19 protein-coding genes are annotated in these 23445 nt (G+C 71.7%); 9 read left to right on the top strand and 10 right to left on the bottom strand.

Annotated elements, in window-relative coordinates; genetic code table 11:
- Positions 1–95: 95 nt before the first annotated feature.
- On the bottom strand, positions 96–626 hold the full coding sequence (locus SCA03_RS35370; RefSeq protein ID WP_086816457.1) for a DUF6912 family protein: 531 nt from the start codon (positions 624–626) through the stop codon (positions 96–98).
- A gap of 143 nt (positions 627–769) precedes the next feature.
- Here SCA03_RS35370 and SCA03_RS37075 point away from each other — a divergent pair, with 143 nt between their 5' ends.
- Both SCA03_RS37075 and SCA03_RS31150 read left to right on the top strand, forming a co-directional pair.
- The gene (locus SCA03_RS37075) at positions 770–2044 is read left to right on the top strand and encodes an Rv3235 family protein (RefSeq protein WP_308698456.1); all 1275 of its coding nucleotides are present in this window, start codon (positions 770–772) and stop codon (positions 2042–2044) included.
- 296 nt (positions 2045–2340) lie between these two features.
- Positions 2341–2691, top strand: coding sequence for a hypothetical protein (locus tag SCA03_RS31150; protein WP_086817591.1), 351 nt, complete (start codon positions 2341–2343; stop codon positions 2689–2691).
- Between the two features lie 481 nt (positions 2692–3172).
- Here the strand turns inward: SCA03_RS31150 and secA are convergent, their stop codons facing one another.
- Complete coding sequence (gene secA, locus SCA03_RS31145; RefSeq protein WP_030890765.1) at positions 3173–6019, bottom strand: preprotein translocase subunit SecA; 2847 nt, start codon at positions 6017–6019, stop codon at positions 3173–3175.
- 198 nt (positions 6020–6217) lie between these two features.
- Between secA and SCA03_RS31140 the strand changes: the two genes are divergently transcribed.
- A complete protein-coding gene (locus SCA03_RS31140) occupies positions 6218–6841 on the top strand; it encodes a GNAT family N-acetyltransferase (RefSeq protein ID WP_086817589.1) in 624 nt (207 codons plus the stop codon).
- A 370-nt stretch (positions 6842–7211) separates the two neighbouring features.
- Positions 7212–8417, top strand: a complete 1206-nt coding sequence (locus SCA03_RS31135) for a winged helix-turn-helix domain-containing protein (RefSeq protein WP_169729678.1) — start codon at positions 7212–7214, stop codon at positions 8415–8417.
- A 195-nt stretch (positions 8418–8612) separates the two neighbouring features.
- On the opposite strand, the gene SCA03_RS31130 is transcribed toward SCA03_RS31135, so the two are convergent.
- The 7 genes from SCA03_RS31130 to mtnA form a co-directional block, all read right to left on the bottom strand.
- On the bottom strand, positions 8613–9365 hold the full coding sequence (locus SCA03_RS31130) for a response regulator (RefSeq protein ID WP_030890756.1): 753 nt from the start codon (positions 9363–9365) through the stop codon (positions 8613–8615).
- 190 nt (positions 9366–9555) lie between these two features.
- On the bottom strand, positions 9556–10257 hold the full coding sequence (gene hpf / locus SCA03_RS31125) for a ribosome hibernation-promoting factor, HPF/YfiA family (RefSeq protein WP_030890753.1): 702 nt from the start codon (positions 10255–10257) through the stop codon (positions 9556–9558).
- 368 nt (positions 10258–10625) lie between these two features.
- Positions 10626–11417: a ComF family protein gene (locus SCA03_RS31120; protein WP_086817585.1), complete on the bottom strand. Its 792-nt coding sequence runs from the start codon at positions 11415–11417 to the stop codon at positions 10626–10628.
- A gap of 247 nt (positions 11418–11664) precedes the next feature.
- A complete protein-coding gene (locus tag SCA03_RS31115) occupies positions 11665–13422 on the bottom strand; it encodes an LpqB family beta-propeller domain-containing protein (RefSeq protein WP_230989022.1) in 1758 nt (585 codons plus the stop codon).
- Positions 13423–13591: 169 nt separating this feature from the next.
- Positions 13592–15496, bottom strand: coding sequence for an MtrAB system histidine kinase MtrB (gene mtrB / locus SCA03_RS31110; RefSeq protein ID WP_141275781.1), 1905 nt, complete (start codon positions 15494–15496; stop codon positions 13592–13594).
- Position 15497: 1 nt separating this feature from the next.
- Positions 15498–16175 (bottom strand): two-component system response regulator MtrA, encoded by a 678-nt coding sequence (mtrA, locus tag SCA03_RS31105; protein ID WP_030890742.1) that lies wholly within the window; start codon positions 16173–16175, stop codon positions 15498–15500.
- On the bottom strand, positions 16172–17329 hold the full coding sequence (gene mtnA, locus SCA03_RS31100; RefSeq protein ID WP_086818352.1) for an S-methyl-5-thioribose-1-phosphate isomerase: 1158 nt from the start codon (positions 17327–17329) through the stop codon (positions 16172–16174). The genes mtrA and mtnA overlap by 4 nt, the downstream gene beginning before the upstream one ends.
- A gap of 136 nt (positions 17330–17465) precedes the next feature.
- Here mtnA and SCA03_RS31095 point away from each other — a divergent pair, with 136 nt between their 5' ends.
- From SCA03_RS31095 to SCA03_RS31075, 5 genes are read left to right on the top strand one after another with little or no spacing between them, the layout of a single operon-like run.
- Positions 17466–18893, top strand: coding sequence for a DUF7847 domain-containing protein (locus tag SCA03_RS31095; protein WP_030890737.1), 1428 nt, complete (start codon positions 17466–17468; stop codon positions 18891–18893).
- A gap of 4 nt (positions 18894–18897) precedes the next feature.
- On the top strand, positions 18898–19623 hold the full coding sequence (locus SCA03_RS31090) for a DUF4129 domain-containing protein (RefSeq protein ID WP_371864020.1): 726 nt from the start codon (positions 18898–18900) through the stop codon (positions 19621–19623).
- A complete protein-coding gene (locus SCA03_RS31085) occupies positions 19620–20876 on the top strand; it encodes a DUF4350 domain-containing protein (RefSeq protein WP_141275780.1) in 1257 nt (418 codons plus the stop codon). The genes SCA03_RS31090 and SCA03_RS31085 overlap by 4 nt, the downstream gene beginning before the upstream one ends.
- A complete protein-coding gene (locus SCA03_RS31080) occupies positions 20873–21838 on the top strand; it encodes an AAA family ATPase (RefSeq protein WP_170298032.1) in 966 nt (321 codons plus the stop codon). Before SCA03_RS31085 ends, SCA03_RS31080 begins: the two co-directional genes overlap by 4 nt.
- A 17-nt stretch (positions 21839–21855) precedes the next feature.
- Positions 21856–23166, top strand: a complete 1311-nt coding sequence (locus SCA03_RS31075; protein ID WP_086818343.1) for a DUF58 domain-containing protein — start codon at positions 21856–21858, stop codon at positions 23164–23166.
- 84 nt (positions 23167–23250) lie between these two features.
- Here the strand turns inward: SCA03_RS31075 and SCA03_RS35845 are convergent.
- Positions 23251–23445, bottom strand: a 195-nt coding sequence (locus SCA03_RS35845) for a hypothetical protein (RefSeq protein WP_218037784.1), incomplete at its 5' end; no start/stop codon positions are given.

Here is a 23445-nt window from a genome sequence, read left to right as displayed (position 1 = left end):
GCAGGGTCCGACACGGCGACAGGGAATTCCGTCGCGCGTGCGAGGGCTCACGCGTGCGGGACGACCGGCACGGAAAGCCGCTCTCCGCTCCGGCCTCAGCGGCCCAGCAGCTCGGGGACCTCCTGCGTCGCGTACCAGAGCAGATCGTGCTCCCCGGCGGCGTCCACCACCGCCAGCGCCTCCTCCTCGCCGCCGTCCGCCGCGTCCCACGCCGCAGCGGCCGCCGTGACGGCCTCCACCGCGTCCTCCGCGTCCACATGGACCGCCGCCACCTTCTTGAACGGCACCGCCGCGACGACCCGCACCCGGCCCGCCGCACCCTCGTCGTCCCCGCCGTCGCCGCCGTCACCGCCGTGCCCGGCGCCCTCCTCGACCTGCCGGTCGGCGACCTCCGCCACGACGACGACCCGGCGCCGGGGCGCCTCCGGCTGCTGAGCGAGCAGGCGCAGCGAGGCGTGCGCGGCCAGGCCGAGCGCCGTGTACTCCAGCTCTTCCTCGTCCTCCGAGCCGAGCCACTCGCGCAGCGCGGGGGTCACCGCATACGCCGTGAGGGGCGCGGGGCCGACCTCTCCCGCACCGTGCGCCTCACGCAGAGCGGGCAGGGTCAGGGGGAGATAGACGCGCATCGCTGCCGCTTTCGTGTGTCGCCGGAGGGTGTGCTCCGTCAGCATACGGGCCGTCGCCGCGCGCCGTCGCCGCCGGCCGCCGCACAAACCCGCAGGCAGACGGGGTGCGACGACAACACCGAGGCGCCTTGTCATACGGACAGATGAATTTCCTCAAGGTCCTCCCGGGCGGGGCCCGGACCGTTGCGGGGAGGCGAGCAGCGCGGATACAACCGTCGCAGCCACTCGGTTACCGGCCGGTATCGATGGACGACCGCTCAACGCCATTCTCCGGGGGACCCATGCGCACACCCATCCCTGCCCCGCTCGCACCCGCGACTCCCCACGCCCCGCCCCAGCCCGGCCACCGCGTCCCGCCCCAGCGCTCCCCACTCCCCACCGCGCTCCCCACCGCCGGACCGCCCCGCGGCCCCGCCGTCCCGGCACCAGCCCCCGCGACGACGACCCCGGCAACGCCGACGCCGCCACGGCCCGCGCCCTCCGCAACGACGCCCCCGCCCCGACGGCAGGCGGCCCCGCCTCGGGAGCACCAGGCGCACGGGACGGACGAGACACACGAAGCACACGCGTCCCACAGGCCGCACGGAGCGCATCGAATGTCCCCAACACCCTCGGCCTCACCAGCACGCTCGGCCTCACCGGCACCCCGCCCGTCCGGCGCGGGGAGCCTGTCCGGCCGGGCGGACCCGTCCAGCTCGGGGAGCCCGTCCGGCCCGGGGAGCCCGTCCAGCTCGACAGACCCGTCCGACGCGTCCCGCCCTGGCGAGCCCTCCCCGCCCCGGCAGGAGGCGCCCCTCGGCACAGGCACCGGCAGTGGTGACGGTGGCGACGGCGGCGGTCGCGGAGACGACGGCGGGACGACGACCGACGGGGAGGCCCGGCGCCGGTCGCGGCGTCGCCCCGGTACGGCCGGGCCGGGTCGCGGGGGCCCGACCCGGCCGCCCGGGCGGCGCGACAGCCGACGGCCCGCCGACTCGGCCCTCCGCGCCGCGGCAGGCCGGGCCCGCGAACACCGGCCCCCGCACTGGTTCGCCCAGCGGCTGCTGCTGGTGCTCAGCGGCCAGTGCCCGGTGCACACGCTCGTCGCACACGTGCGGGGCACGGCCTTCGACCGGCTGTCCGCGCTCGCCCCGCTCGCCCCCTTCCGGCCCCGCGGCAGCGACCGCAGCACACCCGCCGTCCTGGCCGCACACGGCAGCAGCCCCGTGCCCGGCGTCATCGAGGGCTGCGCACGCATTGCCACCGGTGACCGCCAGCGGGCCCTCGCCTTCCGGCTGGAGTTCTGCCCGGACGCCCGGCGTTGGCAGTGCACGGCGCTCACGCTCGACACGGACGCCCCCACGGCACCGGGCGCCAGGACAGGCAGGCCGAGCAGGAGCACCAGGGGCGGACGAGGCCCACGGAGCCGACGCCCCTGAGCCCGCGCTCCCTCCGACCCGACCCCGCCTGACCGGGCCGGGCCCGGCCCCGGTTTCCCCGCCGACGGCCGGGCCCGCATCCCACCCACGCCGGGAGACGCACGGCACACCGAAACGACCGCCCGGCACACCGTCCGGTCCGTCCCGTCCGCCCGCTCAGTCCTGTTCGACCCGCTCGCTACCGGGTGCCCCGGTCGGTCCCGCCCGCACCGGTGACGAGGACGCGGGCGACTACTCACCCCGCCTGGGTAGCCGGACTCAGGCGGGGGCGCCGTCTCCCTCCTAACCTCCGGGGCATGAGTTCCGCGCTGCACAACGCCGGCCCCGCTGCGGGAACGACGCCCCGGCCGAAGCCGAGGGGCACGGTCCCGCTCGCGCTGGGGATCGCCGCCATCGTGCTGCTCTGCTGCCCCGCGCTGCCGGAGTCCGTCCCGATGTGGTTCCGCATCGTGCCCGGCTATCTCGTCGTGCCCGTCGGGGTCTGCGCCGTCGTCTCCGGAGCCGTCTCCCTGCGACGCGCCCGCCGCGACGCCACGACCGGCCGCCTCCGCGCCCACTCCGCCATCGCACTCGGCGCCCTCGCGGTCGCGATACCCGTGACCCTGGTGACCCTGGCCCTGGTGTCCCTGAGCCGCCAATACCAGTAGCCGACTCCCTCGGCGCGGACGCCGGGCCGTCCGGCACACTCCCGGAAAGCCCGAGGCACAGCCCCCGGCCAGAAACGGCCAGCAGCAAGCCAGGCAGGGCAGCCGGCAGCGGACCCAGCCGCGAGGAAACCAGGCAGGGCCCACCAAGAGCGGACGAAGCCGGGAGCAAGCCGGACAGGAACCGCCAGCAGCGGACCAAGCCGGGCCAGGAGTTCCACGGGTGGACCAAGCCAGGAGCAGGCCCGGCAGGGCCCGCCAGGAGCAGGGCACGCCAGGAGCCGACCGAGCCGGGAGCAAGCCGGACAAGGGGCGCCAGGAATCGACCGAGCCGAGCCGGGCACGCCAGGGAGGGGCGGACCAAGACGGGAACGGCCCGGGTCTGGCCGGGAAAGGGATCGGGGCCCGCCCCGCAAAGGGCAGGCCCCGGATCAGAGGGCCCGCAAAGGGCAGGCCCCGGATCAGAGGGCGGGCTCCAGCCCGCTCACTTCCGCTTCTTACGCCCCTTCTGCGCCTTCCGCCGCTCGGCCCGCGTCAGCCCGTCGGCCTCGGAGCGGACGGGGCCGGCCTCGGCACCGTCGGTCGAGCCGGCGTCCATCTCGCCCTCGACGACCCCGCCTTCCGCTGTGGGCGCGGAGAAGTGGAGCCGGTCGGGACGCTGGGGCGCTTCCAGGCCCTTGGCGTGGATGGCGGGGGCGGGGCTCGCACCGGCGCCGGCGGGGACGGCGTCGCGCGCGCCCTCCTTCTCCAGCGAGGGCGCCGGCTCGGCCTCCTCCTCGACGGGGACTTCCTCGACCTGCTGCTCGACCTGGACCTCCAGGTTGAACAGGTAGCCGACGGACTCCTCCTTGATGCCGTCCATCATGGCCTGGAACATGTCGTAGCCCTCCCGCTGGTACTCGACCAGCGGGTCCTTCTGGGCCATGGCACGCAGGCCGATGCCCTCCTGGAGGTAGTCCATCTCGTAGAGGTGTTCGCGCCACTTGCGGTCGAGCACCGAGAGGACGACGCGCCGCTCCAGCTCCCGCATGATCTCGGAGCCGAGCTCCTTCTCGCGGGCGTCGTACTGCTCGTGGATGTCGTCCTTGATGGAGTCGATGATGAAGTCGGCGGTGATGCCCTCGCGGTCGCCGGCGGCGTCCTCCAGCTCCTCCACGGTGACCTTCACCGGGTAGAGCTGCTTGAACGCGCTCCACAGCCGGTCGAGGTCCCATTCCTCGGCGAAGCCCTCGACCGTCTCGGCCTGGACGTACGCCTCGATGGTGTCGTCCATGAAGTGCCGGACCTGCTCGTGCAGATCCTCGCCCTCCAGGACGCGGCGGCGCTCGCCGTAGATGACCTCGCGCTGCCGGTTGAGGACCTCGTCGTACTTGAGGACGTTCTTGCGGATCTCGAAGTTCTGCTGCTCGACCTGGGACTGCGCGGACGCGATGGCGCGGGTGACCATCTTGTTCTCGATCGGCACATCGTCCGGCACGTTCGCCATGGACATCACGCGCTCGACCATCTGCGCCTTGAACAGCCGCATGAGGTCGTCGCCCAGGGAGAGGTAGAAGCGGGACTCGCCCGGGTCGCCCTGGCGGCCGGAGCGGCCGCGCAGCTGGTTGTCGATACGGCGCGACTCGTGCCGCTCGGTGCCCAGGACGTAGAGCCCGCCCAGCTCCTTGACCTCGTCGACCGCCGCCTTCACGGACTTCTCGGCCTTCTCCAGCGCGACGGGCAGTGCCGCGGCCCACTCCTCGGAGTTCTCGACCGGGTCGAGCCCGCGCTCCCGCAGCTCGTTCTCGGCCATGCCCTCGGCGTTGCCGCCGAGCTTGATGTCCGTACCGCGGCCGGCCATGTTCGTCGCGACGGTGACCGAGCCCTTCCGGCCGGCCTCGGCGACGATCAGTGCCTCGCGTTCGTGGTTCTTCGCGTTCAGCACCTGGTGTGCGACACCGCGCTTGGTGAGCTGCTTGGAGAGGTACTCGGACTTCTCGACGGAGGTGGTGCCGACGAGGATCGGCTGGCCCTTCTCGTGCTTCTCGACGATGTCGTCCACGACGGCGTCGAACTTGGCGACCTCGGTGCGGTAGATGAGGTCGGCCTGGTCGGCGCGGGCGAGCGGCCGGTTGGTGGGGATCGGGACGACGCCGAGCTTGTAGATCTGGTGGAACTCGGCGGCCTCCGTCATCGCCGTACCGGTCATCCCGGACAGCGTGTTGTAGAGGCGGAAGAAGTTCTGGAGGGTGATCGTGGCGAGCGTCTGGTTCTCGTCCTTGATCTCCACGCCTTCCTTGGCCTCGATGGCCTGGTGCATGCCCTCGTTGTAGCGGCGGCCGGCGAGGATACGGCCCGTGTGCTCGTCGACGATCATGACTTCGCCGTCCATGACGACGTAGTCCTTGTCGCGCTTGTAGAGCTCCTTGGCCTTGATCGCGTTGTTGAGGTAACCGACGAGCGGGGTGTTGACCGACTCGTAGAGGTTGTCGATCCCCAGCCAGTCCTCGACCTTGGTGACGCCGGCCTCGTGGATACCGACCGTGCGCTTCTTCTCGTCGATCTCGTAGTCGCCCGTCTCGGGCTTCTGCGTGCGCGGATCGCCCGGCTCGCCCTTCTCCAGGCGCTTCACGAGCTTCGCGAAGTCGCTGTACCACTTGGTGGCCTGGTCCGCGGGACCGGAGATGATCAATGGCGTACGGGCCTCGTCGATGAGGATGGAGTCGACCTCGTCGACGATCGCGAAGTTGTGGCCCCGCTGCACCAGTTCGTCCTTCGACCACGCCATGTTGTCGCGCAGGTAGTCGAATCCGAACTCGTTGTTGGTGCCGTACGTGATGTCGCACGCGTACTGCTCACGCCGCTGCGCCGGCGTCATGTTGGCCACGATGCAGCCGACGGTCAGCCCGAGGAAGCGGTGCACACGGCCCATCCACTCGGAGTCGCGCTGCGCCAGATAGTCGTTGACCGTGACGATGTGCACGCCCTCGCCGGAGATCGCGTTCAGATACGCGGGGAGCGTACCGACGAGCGTCTTGCCCTCACCGGTCTTCATCTCGGCGACGTAACCGAGGTGCAGCGCAGCGCCACCCATCAACTGCACGTCGTAATGCCGCTCGCCGAGCACCCGCTTCGCCGCCTCACGGACCGTCGCGAACGCCTCCGGCATCAGGTCGTCGAGGCTCTCGCCGTCGGCGTGCCGCTCCTTGTACTCGTCCGTGAGGGCCCGCAGCTCCGCGTCCGACAGATCGACGAAGTCCTCTTCGATGGAATTCACCTGCCGCGCGATGCGGTCCAGCTTGCGCAGGATCTTCCCTTCACCTGCGCGCATGAGCTTGCCGAAGACGGACACTTGGGGTGGCTCCTTGCCGGTCGGGCCTGGCACGGTCTGCACGGTCAGTGCGGATGTCGGTGCGGATGCGACCGAGGTCCTCTCCTTGCCGAGGGCCTTTACCGCACCGGCCATCGTATGCGAGGGACGACTGCCCCTGTACCCCCAACGTGCCGGACCGCTCCAAGGTGCCGGAGGCCCCGGCGGCACAATCACGGCATGGAACCCGTCACACTCGAAACACCCCGGCTGACGCTCCGCGCCTTCCGGGAATCCGACATCGAGGCCGTCGCACTCGCCTGTGACGACCCGGACATCCAGCGGTTCGTCCCCGTGCCCGAACCGTACACGCTTCGCGACGCCGAGGAGTTCGTCACGGTGACCAGTCCGGCGGGCTGGCGGGACGACACCATGTACAACTTCGGTGTTTTCACACACGGTGGCGACCTCGTCGGCGCGATGGGCCTCGGGCGGCTCGCGCTGAACAGCCCGGAACGCCATGCGGAGCTGGGTTTCTGGACGGCACGCGACCGGCGTCGCCGGGGCTGCACGGCCGAGGCGGGCCGGGCCGTCGCCGACTGGGCCTTCTCCGCGCTGGGCGTCGAACGGCTGGAGTGGGTGGCACAGGTCGAGAACGCCGGGTCACGCGCCGTGGCCAGAAGCATCGGCTTCGTGGAGGAAGGGATCCAGCGGGCACGGATCGTGCACAGGGGGACACGGCGTGACGCCCTTGTCGCCGCACTGCTCCCCTCCGACCTCGACCACCCCTCGGGCACGCCGTACCTGCCCTCGCCCCGCCTTCCCTCGAACCCGGAACCGCCCCGGCCTTCCACCACGAAGTGACCGCAGCAGACGGCCCTGGCAGACAGCCACAGCAGCCGCACCCAGCGGACGGCCCGAGCGGACGGCCACAGCGGATGGCCCGAGCAGACGACCCAGCAGATGACCCAGCGGACGGCGCCAGCGGACGGCCCTGTCAGGTGACGCGGCCGCGGTGCGTCCCGTCGGCGAGCCGGCGGTGCGTTCCCGCGGGCGGAACAGCGGTCGCCGAAGCAGCACAGCTGTGTACCGGGGCACAGCTGTGTACCGGGGCGCAGCTGTGTGCCGGGGCACGGCTGTGTGCCGGGGCACGGCTGTGTACCGGGGCGCAGCTGTCATGAACGCGGAACGGTGCACAACTGCGGTGTCGGAGCCAGGACTTATGGTCGGGCCCATGACGACCGGTCTCTCCACCAGCCCCGTGCCCGTACCCGCCCTCCCCGCACCCGAGGTGTCCCTGAGCAGCGACGAGGCCCGCCGGATCGCCCTGCGCGCCCAGGGCCTGCTCGGCGCGCCCGACCGGCGGGCCGGGGTGCGCGGAGTGCTGCGTCACCTCGGCGCGGTACAGCTCGACACCATCTCGGTGCTGGCGCGCTCGCACGAACTGGTGCCCTACGCACGGCTCGGCGCCGTCGGCAGGCAGGCCGTGGAGAACGCCTACTGGACGGGCGGCCACAGCTTCGAGTACTGGTCGCACGCCGCCTGTGTGCTGCCGATCGAGGAGTGGCCGCTCTTCGCCTTCCGCCGGCGCGCGTTCCGCACCCGCGGACACCGCTGGCACCGGATGCGGGACAAGGAGTCCTCGTGCGAGGCGGTGCGCGCCCGGCTGCGTGCCGAGGGGCCGCTGACGACGGCGGGCCTCGGCGGCGGCCGCAACGGCGGTGAGTGGTGGGACTGGTCGGAGAACAAGATCGCCGTGGAGTGGCTGCTGGACACCGGCGAGGTGGTGGTCACCGAGCGCCGCGGCTGGAAGCGCGTCTACGACCTCGCGGAACGCGCCGTCCCCGACGAGCTGCTGCACGACGACCTCGACGACCACAGCTGTCTGCGGCAGCTGGTCCGCCAGGCCGGCACGGCCCTGGGCGTCGCCACCCGCGCCGATCTGGCCGACTACCACCGGCTGAAGAACGAGCAGGTCGCCTCCGTGCTGCCGGAGACCGGCCTGGTCCCGGTGGAGGTGGAGGGCTGGCGGCGGCCGGCGTGGGCGGACCCCGAGGCGCTGCGGACCGAGCCACGCGGCCGGCACCGCACCACCCTGCTGTCCCCCTTCGACTCCCTGATCTGGGACCGGGCGCGCACCGAGCGGATCTTCGGCTTCACCCACCGACTGGAGGCGTACGTGCCCAAACCGAAGCGCGTGCACGGGTACTTCGCCATGCCGCTGCTCGCCGGCGGAAAACTGTGCGGGCGGGTGGACCCGACGCGCGAGGGCAGCACGCTCGTCGCCCGCCAACTGTCGCTCGCCGGGCCGAAGGCCGTGGAGCCGATGGCCCGCGCGCTGCGCGAGGCCGCCGAGTGGGTCGGCTGCGAGACGGTCCGGATCGACCGCTGCACCCCCGAGGAACTGCGCCCCCGGCTGCTCGCCGCACTGGACGCCTAACCGCCCCCGGCACGCCCGGCCCGGGCCCGCCCCGAAGTCTCGGACCGCCCGCCCGGGACGAGGGCCGACCGCCGAGGCCGTCCGCCGGAGAGACCCGGGGGGGGCTGGGCTGCGGCCCCGGGGAAGGCCGGGGACCGTTCGCCGGACGGGCCAAGGGGCGTTCTCCGGCGGCCGTCCGGCCGGTTCCACCGGACGTCAGCGGATCTCCAGGATCTTCTCCCGCATCGCGTAGACCACGGCCTCCATCCGGGAGTGCAGCTGCAACTTCTCCAGGATGTTGCGCACATGGTTCTTCACGGTGTTCTCGCTGATGAACAACTCCTTGGCGATATCACGGTTGTTCATGCCCGTCGCCACGAGTTTGAGGACCTCCAGCTCACGGTCGGTGAGCTTCGGCGCCGGCACCAGCTTGCTCTCGTCGGTGCGCTGGATCATCGACTTGAACTCGGTGAGCAGCTTCGCCGCCATCGACGGACTGATCTGCGACTGGCCGTCCGCCACCGCCCGGATCGCCGTGGAGACCTCGTCCGTCGAGATCTCCTTCAACAGATAGCCCGTCGCCCCCGCCTTGATCGCGTCGTAGAGATCGGCTTCCTCGTCGCTGATGGTCAGCATGATGATCTTCGCGCTCGGCGCGACCTCCTTGATGGAGGTGCACGCCTCGATCCCGCCCCTGCGCGGCATCCGCACATCCATCAGCACGATGTCCGGCAGAAGATCCGCGGCCTTCTCCACCGCCTCCGCGCCGTCGCCCGCCTCCCCGACGACCTCGATGTCCTCCTCCTGCGCCAGGACGATCTCCAGCCCCCGGCGGAACAGCGCGTGGTCGTCCACCACCAGAACCCTGATCGGTTCCTTCTGCGGCCCCCGTTCGTACGGCTCCTCATCGGTCATCGGACTCGGGTGTGCGTCGGGCATCGGCATCGTCGGCCCGAAGCTGTCCACCATCGTTCCTCCCCCTGCACCCATTTCCGCACCAACCCCACTGCGCAGTAAGGCGGTTGGTGTGAGCCCTGATGTTACTCATGTCGACGCCCCCGGCCGGGCGCCAGATCCGGCCGGGGGCGCGAACACCGGGCCGTGACGCGCAGGGCTGTGTCAGCCGCCTTCGGCCGCCGTCAGCAGCCGGTTGCGGTCGTCAGCCGCTGAGCGCTCCGCCCGCTCCGGGCGGCGGCTCCTCGACGAACGGGTCCGGCTCCAGGTGGATGACGCCGTAGTCGTAGCCGTGCCGCCGGTAGACGACGCTCGGCTGCTTGGTGTCGGAGTCGACGAACAGGTAGAAGTCGTGGCCCACCAACTCCATCTCGTAGAGCGCTTGATCGAGCGACATGGGGGCTGCCGCGTGCGTCTTCTCGCGGACGACGAGCGGCCCCTCGCCCTTCACCTCCAGCGGTCCCACGCGGGTGACCACCGGCTCACCATCGGCCTCCTGTGTCGCGGTCGCCGTGCCGGCTGCCGCATCGAGTTCTCCGTTGAGTTCCGAAGCGAGGTGGGCCGTGGCTGCTGCCACACTGATCGGCGCCCGATTGCCCCCTCGGTGGACGCGGCGCTTGTCGGCCTGCTTGCGCAGCCGCGCCTCCAGCTTGGTGGAGGCCAGGTCCAGCGCGGCGTAGGGGTCGGAGGCCGCGGCCTCCGCGCGAATCACCGGTCCACGCGTACGCAGGGTGATCTCCACCCTGTCGGAACGGTCGGCCTGCCGGGGGTTGTGCTCCTTGCACACCTCGACCTCAAGGTTGATCACCTTGCCGTCGAGCTTCTTGACCTTCTCCAGCTTTTCGGCCACGTGCTTGCGGAACCGGTCGGGCACCTCTGTCTTTCGGCCCTTGACGACGATGTCCACGCAGAACTCCGTTCCCGGACGGCTTCGCATGTTCCCTGCGAAGCGTCCTTGGTGCACTGACGCCGGAGGTTCGGCCTCCTGCCGTTCACTCTCCGGCACAAGGTCGGCTTTCGGGTTTCACCTCCTTCTCCCCCAGAGGGAAGATCGCCACCCAATCCGAACGTACCTCCGGCAGCGGAGACTCGGCACCCCCTACCGGCACGTACCTCCGATCAGGGGACGCTTCCCCTGTATCACCTGTAACGAAGGGGGCCGCACCCCCGTTCCTGACCGGCATTCCAAGGCCCATTTCCGCGCCTTTTCACGCCCTTCCACGCCCCCTCTGCTCCTTGCGCCCGGGCCCGGTACGCGCGCCCCGACCGCCCCGGCTACGCCCCGCAGCGGACCGCGAGCACGGCTGCCGCTCGCACCCCTCCCAGCGCACGAGCCGCCTCCGCCAGCGAGGCCCCCGTCGTCATCACGTCGTCGACCAGCACCACCTCTCCCCCTCGCCCTGCCCCTCTCGTCTCTCTCGTTTCTCCCATCCCTCTCGTCTCTCCCGCTCCGTCCTCCGTCCCCAGCAGGACACCGGCGCCCGGCGCCAATTCCAGCGCGCCGTCGAGGTTCGCGCGCCGCTGCGCCGCCGTCAGCCCCGCCTGGTCCGCCACCGGGCGCCGCTGCCTCAGCAGAGGGGCCACCCGGGCAGGCATCCCCTCCCGCCGGAGCCGACGGGACGCCGCCAGGGCCATGCGACGCACCGGGTCGTGCCCGCGGGCGACGACCGCCGTACGCGCCGACGGCACCGGCACGAGCGTGATCCGGGGCCGCAGCCCGCGCTCCTCGCCGTGCGCCCGGCCCCCGCCGGCCTGCGGTAGCGCCGCGACGACCGCCCTCGCGAGCGCCGCGCCCAGCGGACCAGCCAGCCCGAGGGCGCCCCGCTCCTTGTGCGCCAGCAGCGCGGCCCGCACCTCACCGGTGTACGCCAGCGCCGCGTACACGCGAGGAAGGACGGACCGCCCCGTCGGCGGCGTGACCCGCCACGGCACCGCGGAGCCCAGCAACGCGCCGCACGCTCCGCACAGGCGGTCCCGGACGCCGCCCGCCCGGCCGCACCCGGCGCACGCCACCGGCAGCACGAGCCCAGCGATCTCCTGCCGGAGCCCCTTCCACGACTCCCGCATGGCCTCCACTGTCCCAGCCGGATCCCGGCCCCACCAGCCCTGTGGATAACTCCTGGCACCCCTTGCGTGACCTGCGGAAATACCGGTCAACCGGAGATTGGTCGCCACGCCTTTCCGAAGCCGATCATGGTCGCCGGAGCCGGAGCCGGGTGACGGGTAGCGAACGGCGAACGGCGAACGGCGAACGGCGAACGGCGCGAAGAATAGACCCGGATCCGACGGGCGGCAGGGCGGCAGGGCGAGGGGCTCAGCCCGGGTAGGCCGGCGCCGAGCCGCTCTCGGTCAGGGTCTTCCAGTTGGCGTCCGGGGGCAGCCGGACGATGCCGTCCTCGGAGCTGGCGAGGAGGGCGCGGCTCTCGTCCTCGGAGGCGGCCACGCCCATCACGTCGTTGATGCCCGGCAGGGTCGGCTGGTCGGAGACCGAGGCGTCCGTCTCGACGTACTGGAGCTGCTGGACGCCGCCGGTCTCCCGGCCGACGACGACCAGCCGGCTGACACCCGCCCAGGACACCGCCGAGACGTCTTCGAGCTGCGGGGCCACCGACCGCAGCTGAGCGACGCGTGTCTCCGGCTCGTCGTGCGTCCCGGCCCGGACGACGCGCCCCAGTTGCAGCGAGGTGTGGCCGTCCGGTTCCTTGACGCGCAGGGCGATCCGCACGCCGTCGGAGGAGATGTGCAGGGACTCGATCCTGCGGCCCTTGGTCAGGTCCGGCACGGGGATCTCCTCGGGGTCTTCCTTGCCTGCCCGCAGCCGGAGGAGCCGAGGGTGCTGAGGATTGCGGTCGGCGATCCACAGGTCACCGAGGCCGTCCCAGCTGGGCGCGGAGAGCCGGTCGTCCTCGTGCTTGGCGCTGCTGGTGAGCACGGGGGCGCCGGGCGAGGTCGACGTGCTGCTCTCCAGCGGCGCCACGTAGAGCGCGCGCCGTCCCCGGGAGACCGCGGCTCCCTCGCTCTCCAGCCTGTTGACGGCGACGGCGCCCATCTCCACCGTGCCGGCGCCGAGGGGGCCGCCGACGGGCTGCGGGGTGTCGCCCTTGTGCCCGAACGCAGCGACGCGGTGCTTCTCGTCGATGAAGTACGCGCGCTTCGCACTGCCGTTGAGCCGGCCGGGCATGAAGGTGTTGGCGGCCTCCTCGCGGGTCTGCGCGCACAGCGCCCGGCCCTTGGCGTCCTGCAACTCCACCTTGTTCACCTTGGCCGACGCCTGGTCCTGCACGCTGTGCAGCACCTGCGCCGCCATGCGTACGCACTGTCGCCCGCCGACGCCCGCGCCCTTGCCGCTGAGCTTCACCCGCAGGTCGCCGGAGTCGTCCAGCGACAGATGCCGTCCCTTGGGGGCGAGCCGTGTGTCCCGCGGGAAGGCGGAGTCGACGACGGGGTCGAGCCAGGCGGACGGCCCTTGCAGCAGGGCTGCGACCGTCTCCGTGACCGGATTGATCCGACGCCGGAGATACACCGGATCGGCGACGAGCACGTTGTGTCCGTCCGTGATCGAATCGGCGTCCTGTCCGAGCCTGGCGTAGTAGTACGAGTTCACGGGCCGGTAGATGCGCTGGAAATCGGACTCCCCCAGCACCAGTCCGTCCGGCATCCGGTCGATGCGCCACTCACCGGCCACCTTCGTCAGATGGAAGAGCCGGCTGTACTCGCCCTTCGACGGCGCATAGGTGTGCTTCGCGTCCACCTCGGCCATACGCGTGCCGGAAACCTCCACCGCGTAACCGTCCTTGCTCGTACGGCTGCGCGGCGCCCTGTCGGTGCTCGGCCCGTCCGACAGCACCGTGGTCCCCGCCTTCGGGTTCCAGCGCCCCGCCATCCGGCTGGTCAAATACTCGCGCGCGGTGGGGAAGTCGGCCTCGTCGCTCGTGGTGGCCTCCAGGAAACCGCGCACGATCTGCTGCGGCTTCTCGCCCTTCTGCGGGCTGACGCTGTAGACACGCACCTGCGAGTTGGCCTCGGCCCGGTGCGAGGAGTTGACCCGGTCGACGCTTCCGCTGTCCGGCATGGACGCACACCCGGCGAGCAGAACTCCGCCCAGGGCCAGGCACATCAGTGCCTGGTGACGCCGCAGCCACGCACCGGCCGTGCGCCTCGACGGGCGGGGAATGCCGTGCCGGAAAACTCGCGCAGCTGTGGAAGTTCCGCCCGGACGCGCCATGCTGTTTTTCCTGCGCTCAGCTGTCATCCCCGTTCCCCTCCCGCCCCTCGGAAGCCGCCCCCGCGGCCACAGCCGTCGGCTCCACGGCCGTCTGCCCGGCCGGCACCACCTCGCCCAGCCCCCGCTTACGGCGCGAGTCGGCCGGTTCGAGCGGCAGCGGGGAGCCGCGCAGCGGCTCACCCGCCGTACGCGGAAGGACGAGCAGGAACTGCGAACCGCCCCCGGGCTCGCCCCAGGCCCGCAGCCGGCCGCCGTGCAGCCGGGCGTCCTCGACGGCGATGGACAGGCCGAGACCGCTGCCGCCCGTCGTCCTCGCACGGGCCGGGTCGGCCCGCCAGAAGCGGTTGAAGACCCGTTCCGCCTCGCCCTTCTTGAGACCGATGCCGTAGTCCCGCACGGCGACGGCGACGGCTCCGCTGCCCGTCGCCAGCCGGACCACCACATCGCGCCCCTCGCCGTGCTCGACGGCGTTGTCGACGAGGTTGCGCAGCACCCGCTCGATCCTGCGGCTGTCGAACTCCGCGACCACCGGGCGCTCGTCGCCCTGCACCAGGAGCCTGCTGCCCTTGCGGTCGGCGAGCGGCTCCGCGCCCTCGACGACGCGGTGCACGACCTCGCGCAGATCCGTCCTGCCGATCTCCAGGTTGGCTGCGCCCGCGTCGAACCGGCTGATCTCCAACAGGTCGGCCAGCAGCGACTCGAAACGGTCGATCTGCCCCAGCAGCAGCTCCGCCGAGCGTGCCGTGGCCGGATCGAAGTCCTCCCGCGCCTCGTGGATGACGTCCGCCGCCATGCGCACCGTCGTCAGCGGGGTCCGCAGCTCGTGCGAGACATCGGAGACGAAGCGGCGCTGCATCCGGGAAAGCTCCTCCAGCTGGAGAATCTTCAACTGGAGGTTCTGGGCCATCTTGTTGAAGGACTCTCCCAGCCGTGCGATGTCGTCCTCGCCGGTCACCTTCATGCGCTCCTGGAGCCGCCCCGCGGCCAGCCGCTCGGAGATTCCCGCCGCCATCCGTACGGGGGTGACCACCTGCCGCACCACGAGCCACGCGATGGCGCCCAGCAGTACGACGACGAAGACCCCAGCTGTCGCCAAGGTGCCCTTGACCAGGCTGAGGGACTCCTCTTCCTGCGTGAACGGGAAAACGTAGTACAGCTGATAGGGGTTTCCCCGCGCGTCGTTGACGCGCTTGCCGACGATCAACGCCGGGTCGCTGCCGCCCTCCTGCCGGTAGACCCGCGCGTACTTCTGATGCGTGCCCGGCTGCTCGTCCAGGGCCTCGCGCAGATCCGCCGGGATGCTCTTCTCGGGCATGATGTCGCCCGAGGAACGCGGGCCCCGGGTGCCGATGTTGCCCGTGCCGATGAACGGCGCCTCGTTGTTGTTGGAACCGAGGGCCACCACCGAGTACACGCCCTGGCCGCCGCTCGCCAGCTGTTCGACAAGGGTGTTCAGCCAGGTGCCGGTGTTCTGCACGGTCCTGCTGCCGCGGACGCTGTCGTCACCGCTGCGCCCGCCGCCGGCACCGTCCGCCATCTGTTCCGCGGCGGTGAACCCACCGGCCGCCTGGCTCTGCGCCGTCTTCTCCTTGGCCTCCAGCAGGCCGTTGCGCACCTGCCCGATCACCACGATTCCGAGCAGCAGGACCACCCCGAGCGACAGCAGCAGCGTCGCGACGACGACCCGCAGCTGGATGTTGCGCCGCCACAGCCGCATCACAGGCAGCAGCGGACGGCGCACCCAGCGCACGAAAAAGCGCACCATGGGGCGTGCGCCGGGCCCCGTGGCGGCCTCCGGGAGGAGACCGTCGGAGAAGAGAACCCCACTCCTCCACAAGCGCCCGAATTTGGATATATCGGACTCCCGCCCCGTGCCGCGGCCCCCACCCGAGCGGTGCGGTGCAGAGCCGTTCCGGGTCATGTCAGCTGGGCCCGGCCTTGTACCCGACACCGCGCACGGTCACCACGATCTCCGGCCGCTCCGGATCCTTCTCCACCTTGGAACGCAGCCGCTGCACATGGACGTTGACCAGACGCGTGTCGGCGGCGTGCCGGTACCCCCACACCTGCTCCAGCAGCACCTCACGCGTGAAGACCTGCCACGGCTTGCGCGCCAGCGCCACCAGAAGATCGAACTCCAGCGGGGTCAGCGCTATCGCCTGCCCGTCCCGCTTCACCGAGTGACCGGCCACATCGATCACCAGATCCCCGATGGCCAGCTGCTCCGGCGCCGGCTCCTCCGACCGCCGCAGCCGCGCCCTGATCCGCGCCACCAGCTCCTTCGGCTTGAACGGCTTCACGATGTAGTCGTCGGCACCCGACTCCAGCCCGACCACGACATCCACCGTGTCGCTCTTCGCGGTCAGCATGACCACGGGCACGCCGGACTCGGCGCGGATCAGCCGGCACACCTCGATGCCGTCCCGCCCGGGCAACATCAGATCGAGCAGCACCAGGTCGGGCTTGGTCTCACGGAAAGCAGCGAGTGCCTTGTCGCCGTCCGCGACGAACGACGGTTCAAAGCCTTCGCCGCGCAGCACAATGCCGAGCATCTCTGCCAGTGCGGTGTCGTCATCGACGACAAGGACACGTCCCTTCATGAGTTCATCATCCCATTACCCGATCGAGACACTTCCCCGCGTGACGTGGAACACAGCTCGGCAATGCCCTCCCCCGTCACCGGCCGCAGCACTCCCTGCTCCGTGACCAGGGCCGTCACCAATTCGGGCGGTGTGACATCGAAGGCCGGGTTGTACGCCGGAGCGCCCACCGGAGCCAGCGCGAACCCGGCACCGCCGACGGCCCCCGGCTCCCGTGCGCCCACCGACGGCAGCCCCGTCAGCTCCGTCACCTCGCCGCCCGGCCGTTGCTCCACCTCGATACCGGCCCCCGAGGGCGTCGCGGGATCCACCGTCGTCACCGGGGCCACCACCACGAACGGCACCCCGTGGTGCGCGGCGAGCACGGCCAGGGGATAGGTCCCCACCTTGTTCGCCACCGACCCGTCCGCCGCGATCCGGTCCGCCCCCACCAGCACCGCGTCGACCTCGCCGGCAGCGAACAACGAGCCCGCGGCCGAGTCGGCCAGCACGCTGTACGCCATGCCGGCGCGGGACGCCTCCCAGGCCGTCAGCCGGGCCCCCTGCCACAGCGGGCGCGTCTCGTCCACCCACAACCACCGCAGCCGACCCGCCCGGTGCACCTCCTTCACCACACCCAACGCCGTCCCCTGACCACCGGTGACCAGCGAGCCCGTGTTGCAGTGCGTCAACAACCGGAGGCTCCGCCCGGGCGCGAACTCGTCCAGCAGCGCGAACCCGTGCCCGATCATGCGGGCGCACGCCTCGGCGTCCTCCCGGTGCAGGGCCCTGGCCTCCTCCAGCGCACGCACCGCGGCCGCCGCTTCCCCCTCACCTGCGCGGAGGACGGCCTCGTACGCCGCCTCCACGCGGCGTGCGCCGTACGCCAGGTTCACCGCCGTGGGGCGCGCCTGTGCCAGCCGGCCGGCCGCCTCCGCGACATCGTCCCCTCTGGCCGCCGCCAGGGCGACGCCGTACCCTCCGGCGATGCCCAGCAACGGAGCACCCCGGACCGCCAGCGACCGGATGGCCCCCACCAGTCCGGGCACATCCGTGCACACCAACTCGACCTCCTCGGCGGGCAACCGGGTCTGGTCGAGCAGCACCACCGCGGGCCCGTCCGGCCGTTCCTCGTAACGCAGCGCCGGGACACTCTCTTCAGCCTCATCAGCCATCCGCACAGTCTGCCCCGGCGGAGCACACCTTCAGAAGGGCCGCCGCTGCTCCCACCTGGACCGCTCGTCCCCGCCCCGTGGCACGATGGGCAGCCCGCACAGCCGCCACGACACCCACACCACGAGGTGACCAGACGTGAACGACTCCCCGGGCTGGGCTTCGCCCGGATCCTCCTCGTCCGACCCCGATCCCTCGTCCAGGCCGGAGCAGGCCGAGGGAACCCCGGACGACGGTCGGGAGCACACGTCACCCACGGCACAGGACCGGCCGCCGCAGGACCGCGACTCCTCCGGTGAACCCGCACCCTCCGACGCACCGCCCCGGAAGTGGGCCGCCGATCAGCCTCCCGCCGACGGCCAGGGCTGGGGTCAGACCGGCTGGGGCGGACCCGTGCCCCCGCACGGCGGCGGCCCGAGCCGCGGCCACTGGGGCTCAGCCGGCAACGGCCAGGGCTGGAACCGCGGCTGGGGCCAGGGCAACCAGGGCTGGCAAGGCTGGCACCAGCCCGGGCCGCAGCGGGGAGGCTGGGGCCCCGGAGGCCCGGGCGGATGGCACGGCTGGGGACCACCACCGGCGGCCAAGCCGGGCGTCGTCCCGCTGCGCCCGCTCGGCGTCGGCGAGATCCTCGACGGCTCCGTCAGCGCCATGCGCACACACTGGCGGACCGCGCTGGGCGTCGCCCTCGGCGTCGCCGTCTTCACCGAGCTGCTCTACACGCTGTTGAAGGTGCTCTGGGCCCCCAACAGCACGGCGGCCCTGGAAGACGTCGCGAACCAGGAGGCCCCCACCTTCGAGGAGTTCAACGACGCCCTCACCCAGTCCCTCAACGGCACCGCCATCGAAGGCATCGTCAGCATGCTGGGCACAGTGTTCGCCACCGCGATGCTCACCATCGTCGTCAGCCGCGCGGTCCTCGGCCGTCAGGTCACCCTCCGCGCGGCATGGGACGACTCCCGCCCCCAACTCCTGCGCCTTCTCGGTCTGTTGATCCTCATCCCCCTCCTGGTCACCGCCGCCATGCTGATCTGCCTGGCACCCGGGCTGCTCGCCGCCGTGGCCGGTTCGGGCAACACCGCCTTCACGCTCTCCACCCTGGGGCTCCTCGGCGGCTGCGTGGCCGCCGTGTGGATCTGGGTCAGCTTCTGCCTCGCTCCGCCCGCGCTGATGCTGGAGAAGCAGGGCGTCCTCGCCGCCATGCGCCGCTCGGCCAAGCTCGTACGCGGCAGCTGGTGGCGCGTCTTCGGGGTGCAGCTGCTCGCCCTGCTGATCGTCTTCCTCGTCTCCACCGTGATCCAACTGCCCGTCACCGGCATCGGCTCGCTGCTGACCGGCTCCGGCGACGTACTGGCCACCTCCGGGACCGACTGGCCCGACCTGCTCGTCGACGGCATCGGCTCCGTGCTCGCCTCGACGGTCTCCCTTCCGCTCAGCGCCGGCATCACCGCGCTCCTCTACATGGACCAGCGCATCCGCCGCGAGGCCCTCGACCTCGAACTGGCGCGCGCAGCCGGGGTCCCCGGCTACGAGGAAGAGCCGCCCGGGCGCCCCGGCCCGGAGGGCTGACGCCGTGGCGGGGGCACTCGCCGGCGCCCTGCTCCGCCCGGGCGCCGCCCTCCTCGGCGAGGCCGCGCCCGGTGGCGAGGGCCCCGTCACCACCCCTCGGCTGCCCGCCCGGGAAGCGGCCGAACACGAGCTGTCCCGGCCCGAGTACCACGAGCACGACCCCGGGCTGCTCCAGCGCGCCCTCGACTGGCTGTGGGAGCATCTCGGCTCCCTGCTGAGCACCGCCGCGGGCGCCGCCCCCGGTGGCTGGCTGGGCATCGTCACGATCGTCGCCGTCGTCCTCCTTCTCCTCGTCGCTCTCCGGCTGCGCCTGGGCAAGCTCCGCACAGCCCCCGCCCGCACGACCTCGCTGTTCTCCTCGGGCCCCCGCAGCGCCACCCAGCACCGCGAGGCAGCCGAGGCCCACGCCGCCGCCGGCCGGTGGAGCGACGCCGTCCAGGAACGCATGCGCGCCCTCGTCCGCTCGCTCGAAGAGCGCACCGTCCTCGACGCACGCCCCGGCCGCACCGCCGACGAAGCCGCACACCACGCCGGCCGGCTGCTCCCGGCACACGCCGCCGAACTACGCGCCGTCGCACGCCTCTTCGACGAGGTGACCTACGCCGGCCGCCCGGCCGACGCAGCCGCCTACCAGCGCCTCAGCACACTCGACCAGACGCTGGAGCAGACCACGCCCCACTTCGCCCAGGACCCGGCCCCCGCGGCGGCCGCCTCCGGAGCCCGCTCGTGAGCGCTCCCCCCACCACCTCCGTATCGCCGGGCGCCGCACACCTGTGGCGGCGCACCCGTGGACTGCTCATCGCCGCAGCCGTGCTCGCCGTCGCGGGGATCGTCATCACCGCTCTCCGCTCCGGGCAGCACAGCGGCTCACTGGACCCGCGCTCCGCCGCGCCACAGGGCACCAAGGCCCTCGCCCGGCTCCTCGACCAACACGGCGTCACCACCAGGGTGCTCACCGACCCCGCCGAGCTTCGCGCCCACGCCGACCACCGCACCACCCTGCTCGTCCCGGCCACCGAGCCCCTCGGCAAGCAGGACCTGAAGGCCCTGCGCGCGGCCGCCGACCAAGCCGGCCGTACCGTCGTCCTCGGCTCCGGGCCCGAAGCCACCGCGGCCCTTGCCCCCGGCGTCCGCACCACCCCCTCTCCTCTGCCCGTCCGGCAACTCACCCCCGCCTGCGACTTCCCCGCGGCCCAGCGGGCGGGCAGCGTCAGCCTCGGCGGGTTCCGCTACTCCACGTCCCGACCGCACACCGACGCCTGCTACCGGGACGACGGCCGGGCCACCATGCTGCGCGTCTCCGGGACGACCGACGGCCGCGCGAGCGCGCAGGCCGAGACCGTGCTGCTGGGCGCACCCGATCCGCTGTACAACAAGAACCTCGACAAAGAAGGCAACGCCTCCCTCTCCCTCCAACTGCTGGGCCGGCACCCGAAGGTGCTCTGGTTCCTCCCTTCCTCCACCGGAAGCGGCTCCCCCGAGGGAGAGGAGCGCAGTTTCCTCGACCTCGTGCCCCCGGGCTGGACCTGGGGCACGCTCCAACTCGCCGTCGCCGCCGTGCTCGCGGCCGTGTGGCGTGCCCGTCGCCTGGGCCCGCTCGTCCACGAACAGTTGCCGTCCGTCGTCCCCGCCGCCGAGACCACGGAAGGCAGAGCCCGTCTCTACCGCAGGGCCGACGCCCGCGGACACGCCGCCGAGGCCCTGCGCTCGGCCACACGGACCCGACTCGCGCCCCTCCTCGGCGTACCCCCCGGACAGGCACACGACGAGCAACTCCTGCTGCCGGCTCTCGCCACCCGCTCCCCCTCACGCCCGGGAACGGAAGCGCCGAGCACAGCCGGGCTACGAGCCCTGCTCTTCGGCCCCGCTCCCCGAAGCGACAGCGAACTGATCGACCTCGCGGACGAACTGGACCGTCTGGAGAACACACTCCTCACCGACGCACCGGCATCCCCTCCGACAGAAAAGGACCGACCTTCGTGACCGCCCCCTCAGCAGACCGCGCCCGCAATGCCCTGGAGGCGCTGCGCCAGGAGATCGCCAAGGCCGTCGTCGGCCAGGACGTCGCCGTGACCGGGCTCGTCGTCGCCCTGCTGTGCCGCGGACACGTACTGCTGGAGGGCGTCCCGGGCGTGGCCAAGACACTGCTCGTCCGCACCCTGGCCGCGTCCCTCGAACTCGACACCAAACGCGTGCAGTTCACCCCCGATCTCATGCCGAGCGATGTGACAGGCTCGCTCATCTACGACAACCGCAGCGCCGAGTTCTCCTTCCAGCCCGGCCCCGTCTTCACCCACCTCCTCCTCGCGGACGAGATCAACCGCACTCCTCCCAAGACCCAGGCGGCCCTCCTCGAAGCCATGGAGGAACGCCAGGTGACGATCGACGGCACCCCTCAGCCCCTGCCGGACCCCTTTCTGGTCGCCGCCACACAGAACCCCGTCGAGTACGAGGGCACCTATCCCCTCCCCGAAGCCCAACTGGACCGTTTTCTCCTGAAGTTGGACATGTCACTCCCCGGGCGCGACGCGGAGATCGACATCCTCACGCGGCACACGGAGGGCTTCGACCCCGGCGATCTCCAAGCCGTGGGCGTACGCGCGGTCGCCGGCAGCGTAGACATCGAAGCGGGGCGTGCGGCGGTGGCCCACACATCGGTGTCCAGGGAAGTGACCGGCTACATCGTCGATATCTGTCGTGCCACGCGCGATTCCCCCTCGCTGTCTCTCGGCGTCTCTCCCCGAGGCGCCACTGCGCTCCTCGCCGCCTCCCGGGCCTGGGCCTGGCTCATGGGCCGCGACTACGTCACCCCCGACGACGTGAAGGCTTTCGCGCTGCCCACCCTCCGCCACCGGATCCGTCTGCGCCCCGAGGCGGCGATGGAAGGCGTCACACCGGACAGCGTGGTCGACACGATCCTCGCCCACGTCCCGGTTCCGCGCTGAAGAGCCGGAGACGCATCATGGCTCTGACCGGACGAACCGCGCTCATCGCCGCGCTGGGAGCGCTCGTTGTCGGCTTCTTGCTTCCTGGCTGGTACGGCCTGCTGGCCGTCGAAGTCTCCCTGCTGCTCGCCATCCTCTACGACCTCGCCGCGGCAACGCCAGTGAAGCAGCTCCGGTTCACCCGCACCGGTGACACCTCAGTTCGACTAGGCGAACAAGCGAACGTATCGCTCCTGGTGACCAACCCCAGCCGACGCACCCTGCACGCCGAGCTCAGGGACGCCTGGCCACCGAGCAGCTGGCCGACGACGGCGACCGGAACCGAGAGCCGCCACACCCTGACAGTCCCCGCGGGCGAACGCCGCCGGCTCACCACCACGCTCCGGCCCGGCCGCCGCGGGGACCGGAAGCCCGCACGCACCACGGTCCGCTCCTACGGCCCACTCGGCCTGGCCGCACGCCAGGGCAACCACCACATCCCCTGGAGACTCCGCGTCCTGCCAGCCTTCCCCAGCGGGAAACACCTCCCGGCGAAACTGTCCAGGCTGCGCGAACTCGACGGCAGAACAAGCATTCTGACGCGCGGGGAAGGCGCCGAATTCGACAGCTTGCGACCCTACGTCCCGGGGGACGACACCCGCTCCATCGACTGGCGTGCGACGGCACGGCAGAGCACCGTGGCGGTGCGCACCTGGCGGCCTGAGAGGGACCGCCGCATCCTGATCGTCCTCGACACCGGACGCACTTCGGCAGGCCGCGTCGGCGACATCACCCGCCTCGACGTGCACATGGACGCGGCCCTGCTCCTCGCCACGCTCGCCTCCCGCGCCGGCGACCGCGTCGACCTCCTCGCCTACGACCGCACGCCGCGCGCCCGCGTCACGGGGCGTGCAGGGCAGCAGACCCTGCCGGCGCTGGTCAATGCGTTGGCTCCGCTCGAACCGGCGCTCGTCGAAACGGACGCCCGTGGGATGGCCACGGCAGCTCTCCACGCGACGTCGCAGAACTCGCTGATCGTGCTGCTCACCGGAATCGACCGAGCGCCCGCGGAAGAGGGGCTGCTGCCCGTGCTTCCGCACCTGACGCAGCGCCATCCGGTCGTCGTCGCTTCCGTCTCCGACCCGCGCATCGAGGAAATGTCCCGCGCCCGCGGCACCATCGACGCGGTGTACGACGCGGCCGCCGCCGCACGTGCCAAGACCGAACGCCAGGAAACAGCCCGGCGCTTCGAGAAGTACGGCGCAGCAGTGGTGGACGCATCTCCGTCCCGCCTGGCCCCAGCCCTGGCGGATACGTACCTCGCCCTGAAGTCAGCCGGCCGCCTCTAGACAACACCGGAAAGCCGTTCCCGCCCTTCCCCGTCGGCTTTGCGGTTCTCTCACAACGCATCTCGACCGTACGGTGTGGCCCTCTCAACGCCCCTTGCCGACGAGACAGTTGACGAGGACATCGGGTGGATACTCGCCGGATGGGTGCTGGCCCTGCCCTGCCCTGCCCAACAGCCCAAGCACAAGCGGACCGGGCACAGTTGGAAAGCGGTGAACACAAAAAGGCGTGAACGCAAAAAAGACCGTGGCCCCGGGAATAATCCCCAGGGCCACGGCCTG

Origin of the sequence: Streptomyces cacaoi, assembly GCF_006539165.1 — a bacterium.
Classification (GTDB): Bacteria; Actinomycetota; Actinomycetes; order Streptomycetales; family Streptomycetaceae; genus Streptomyces; species Streptomyces cacaoi.
Note: the sequence above shows the minus strand (reverse complement) of the source record. Positions and strands in the feature narration are given on the sequence as shown.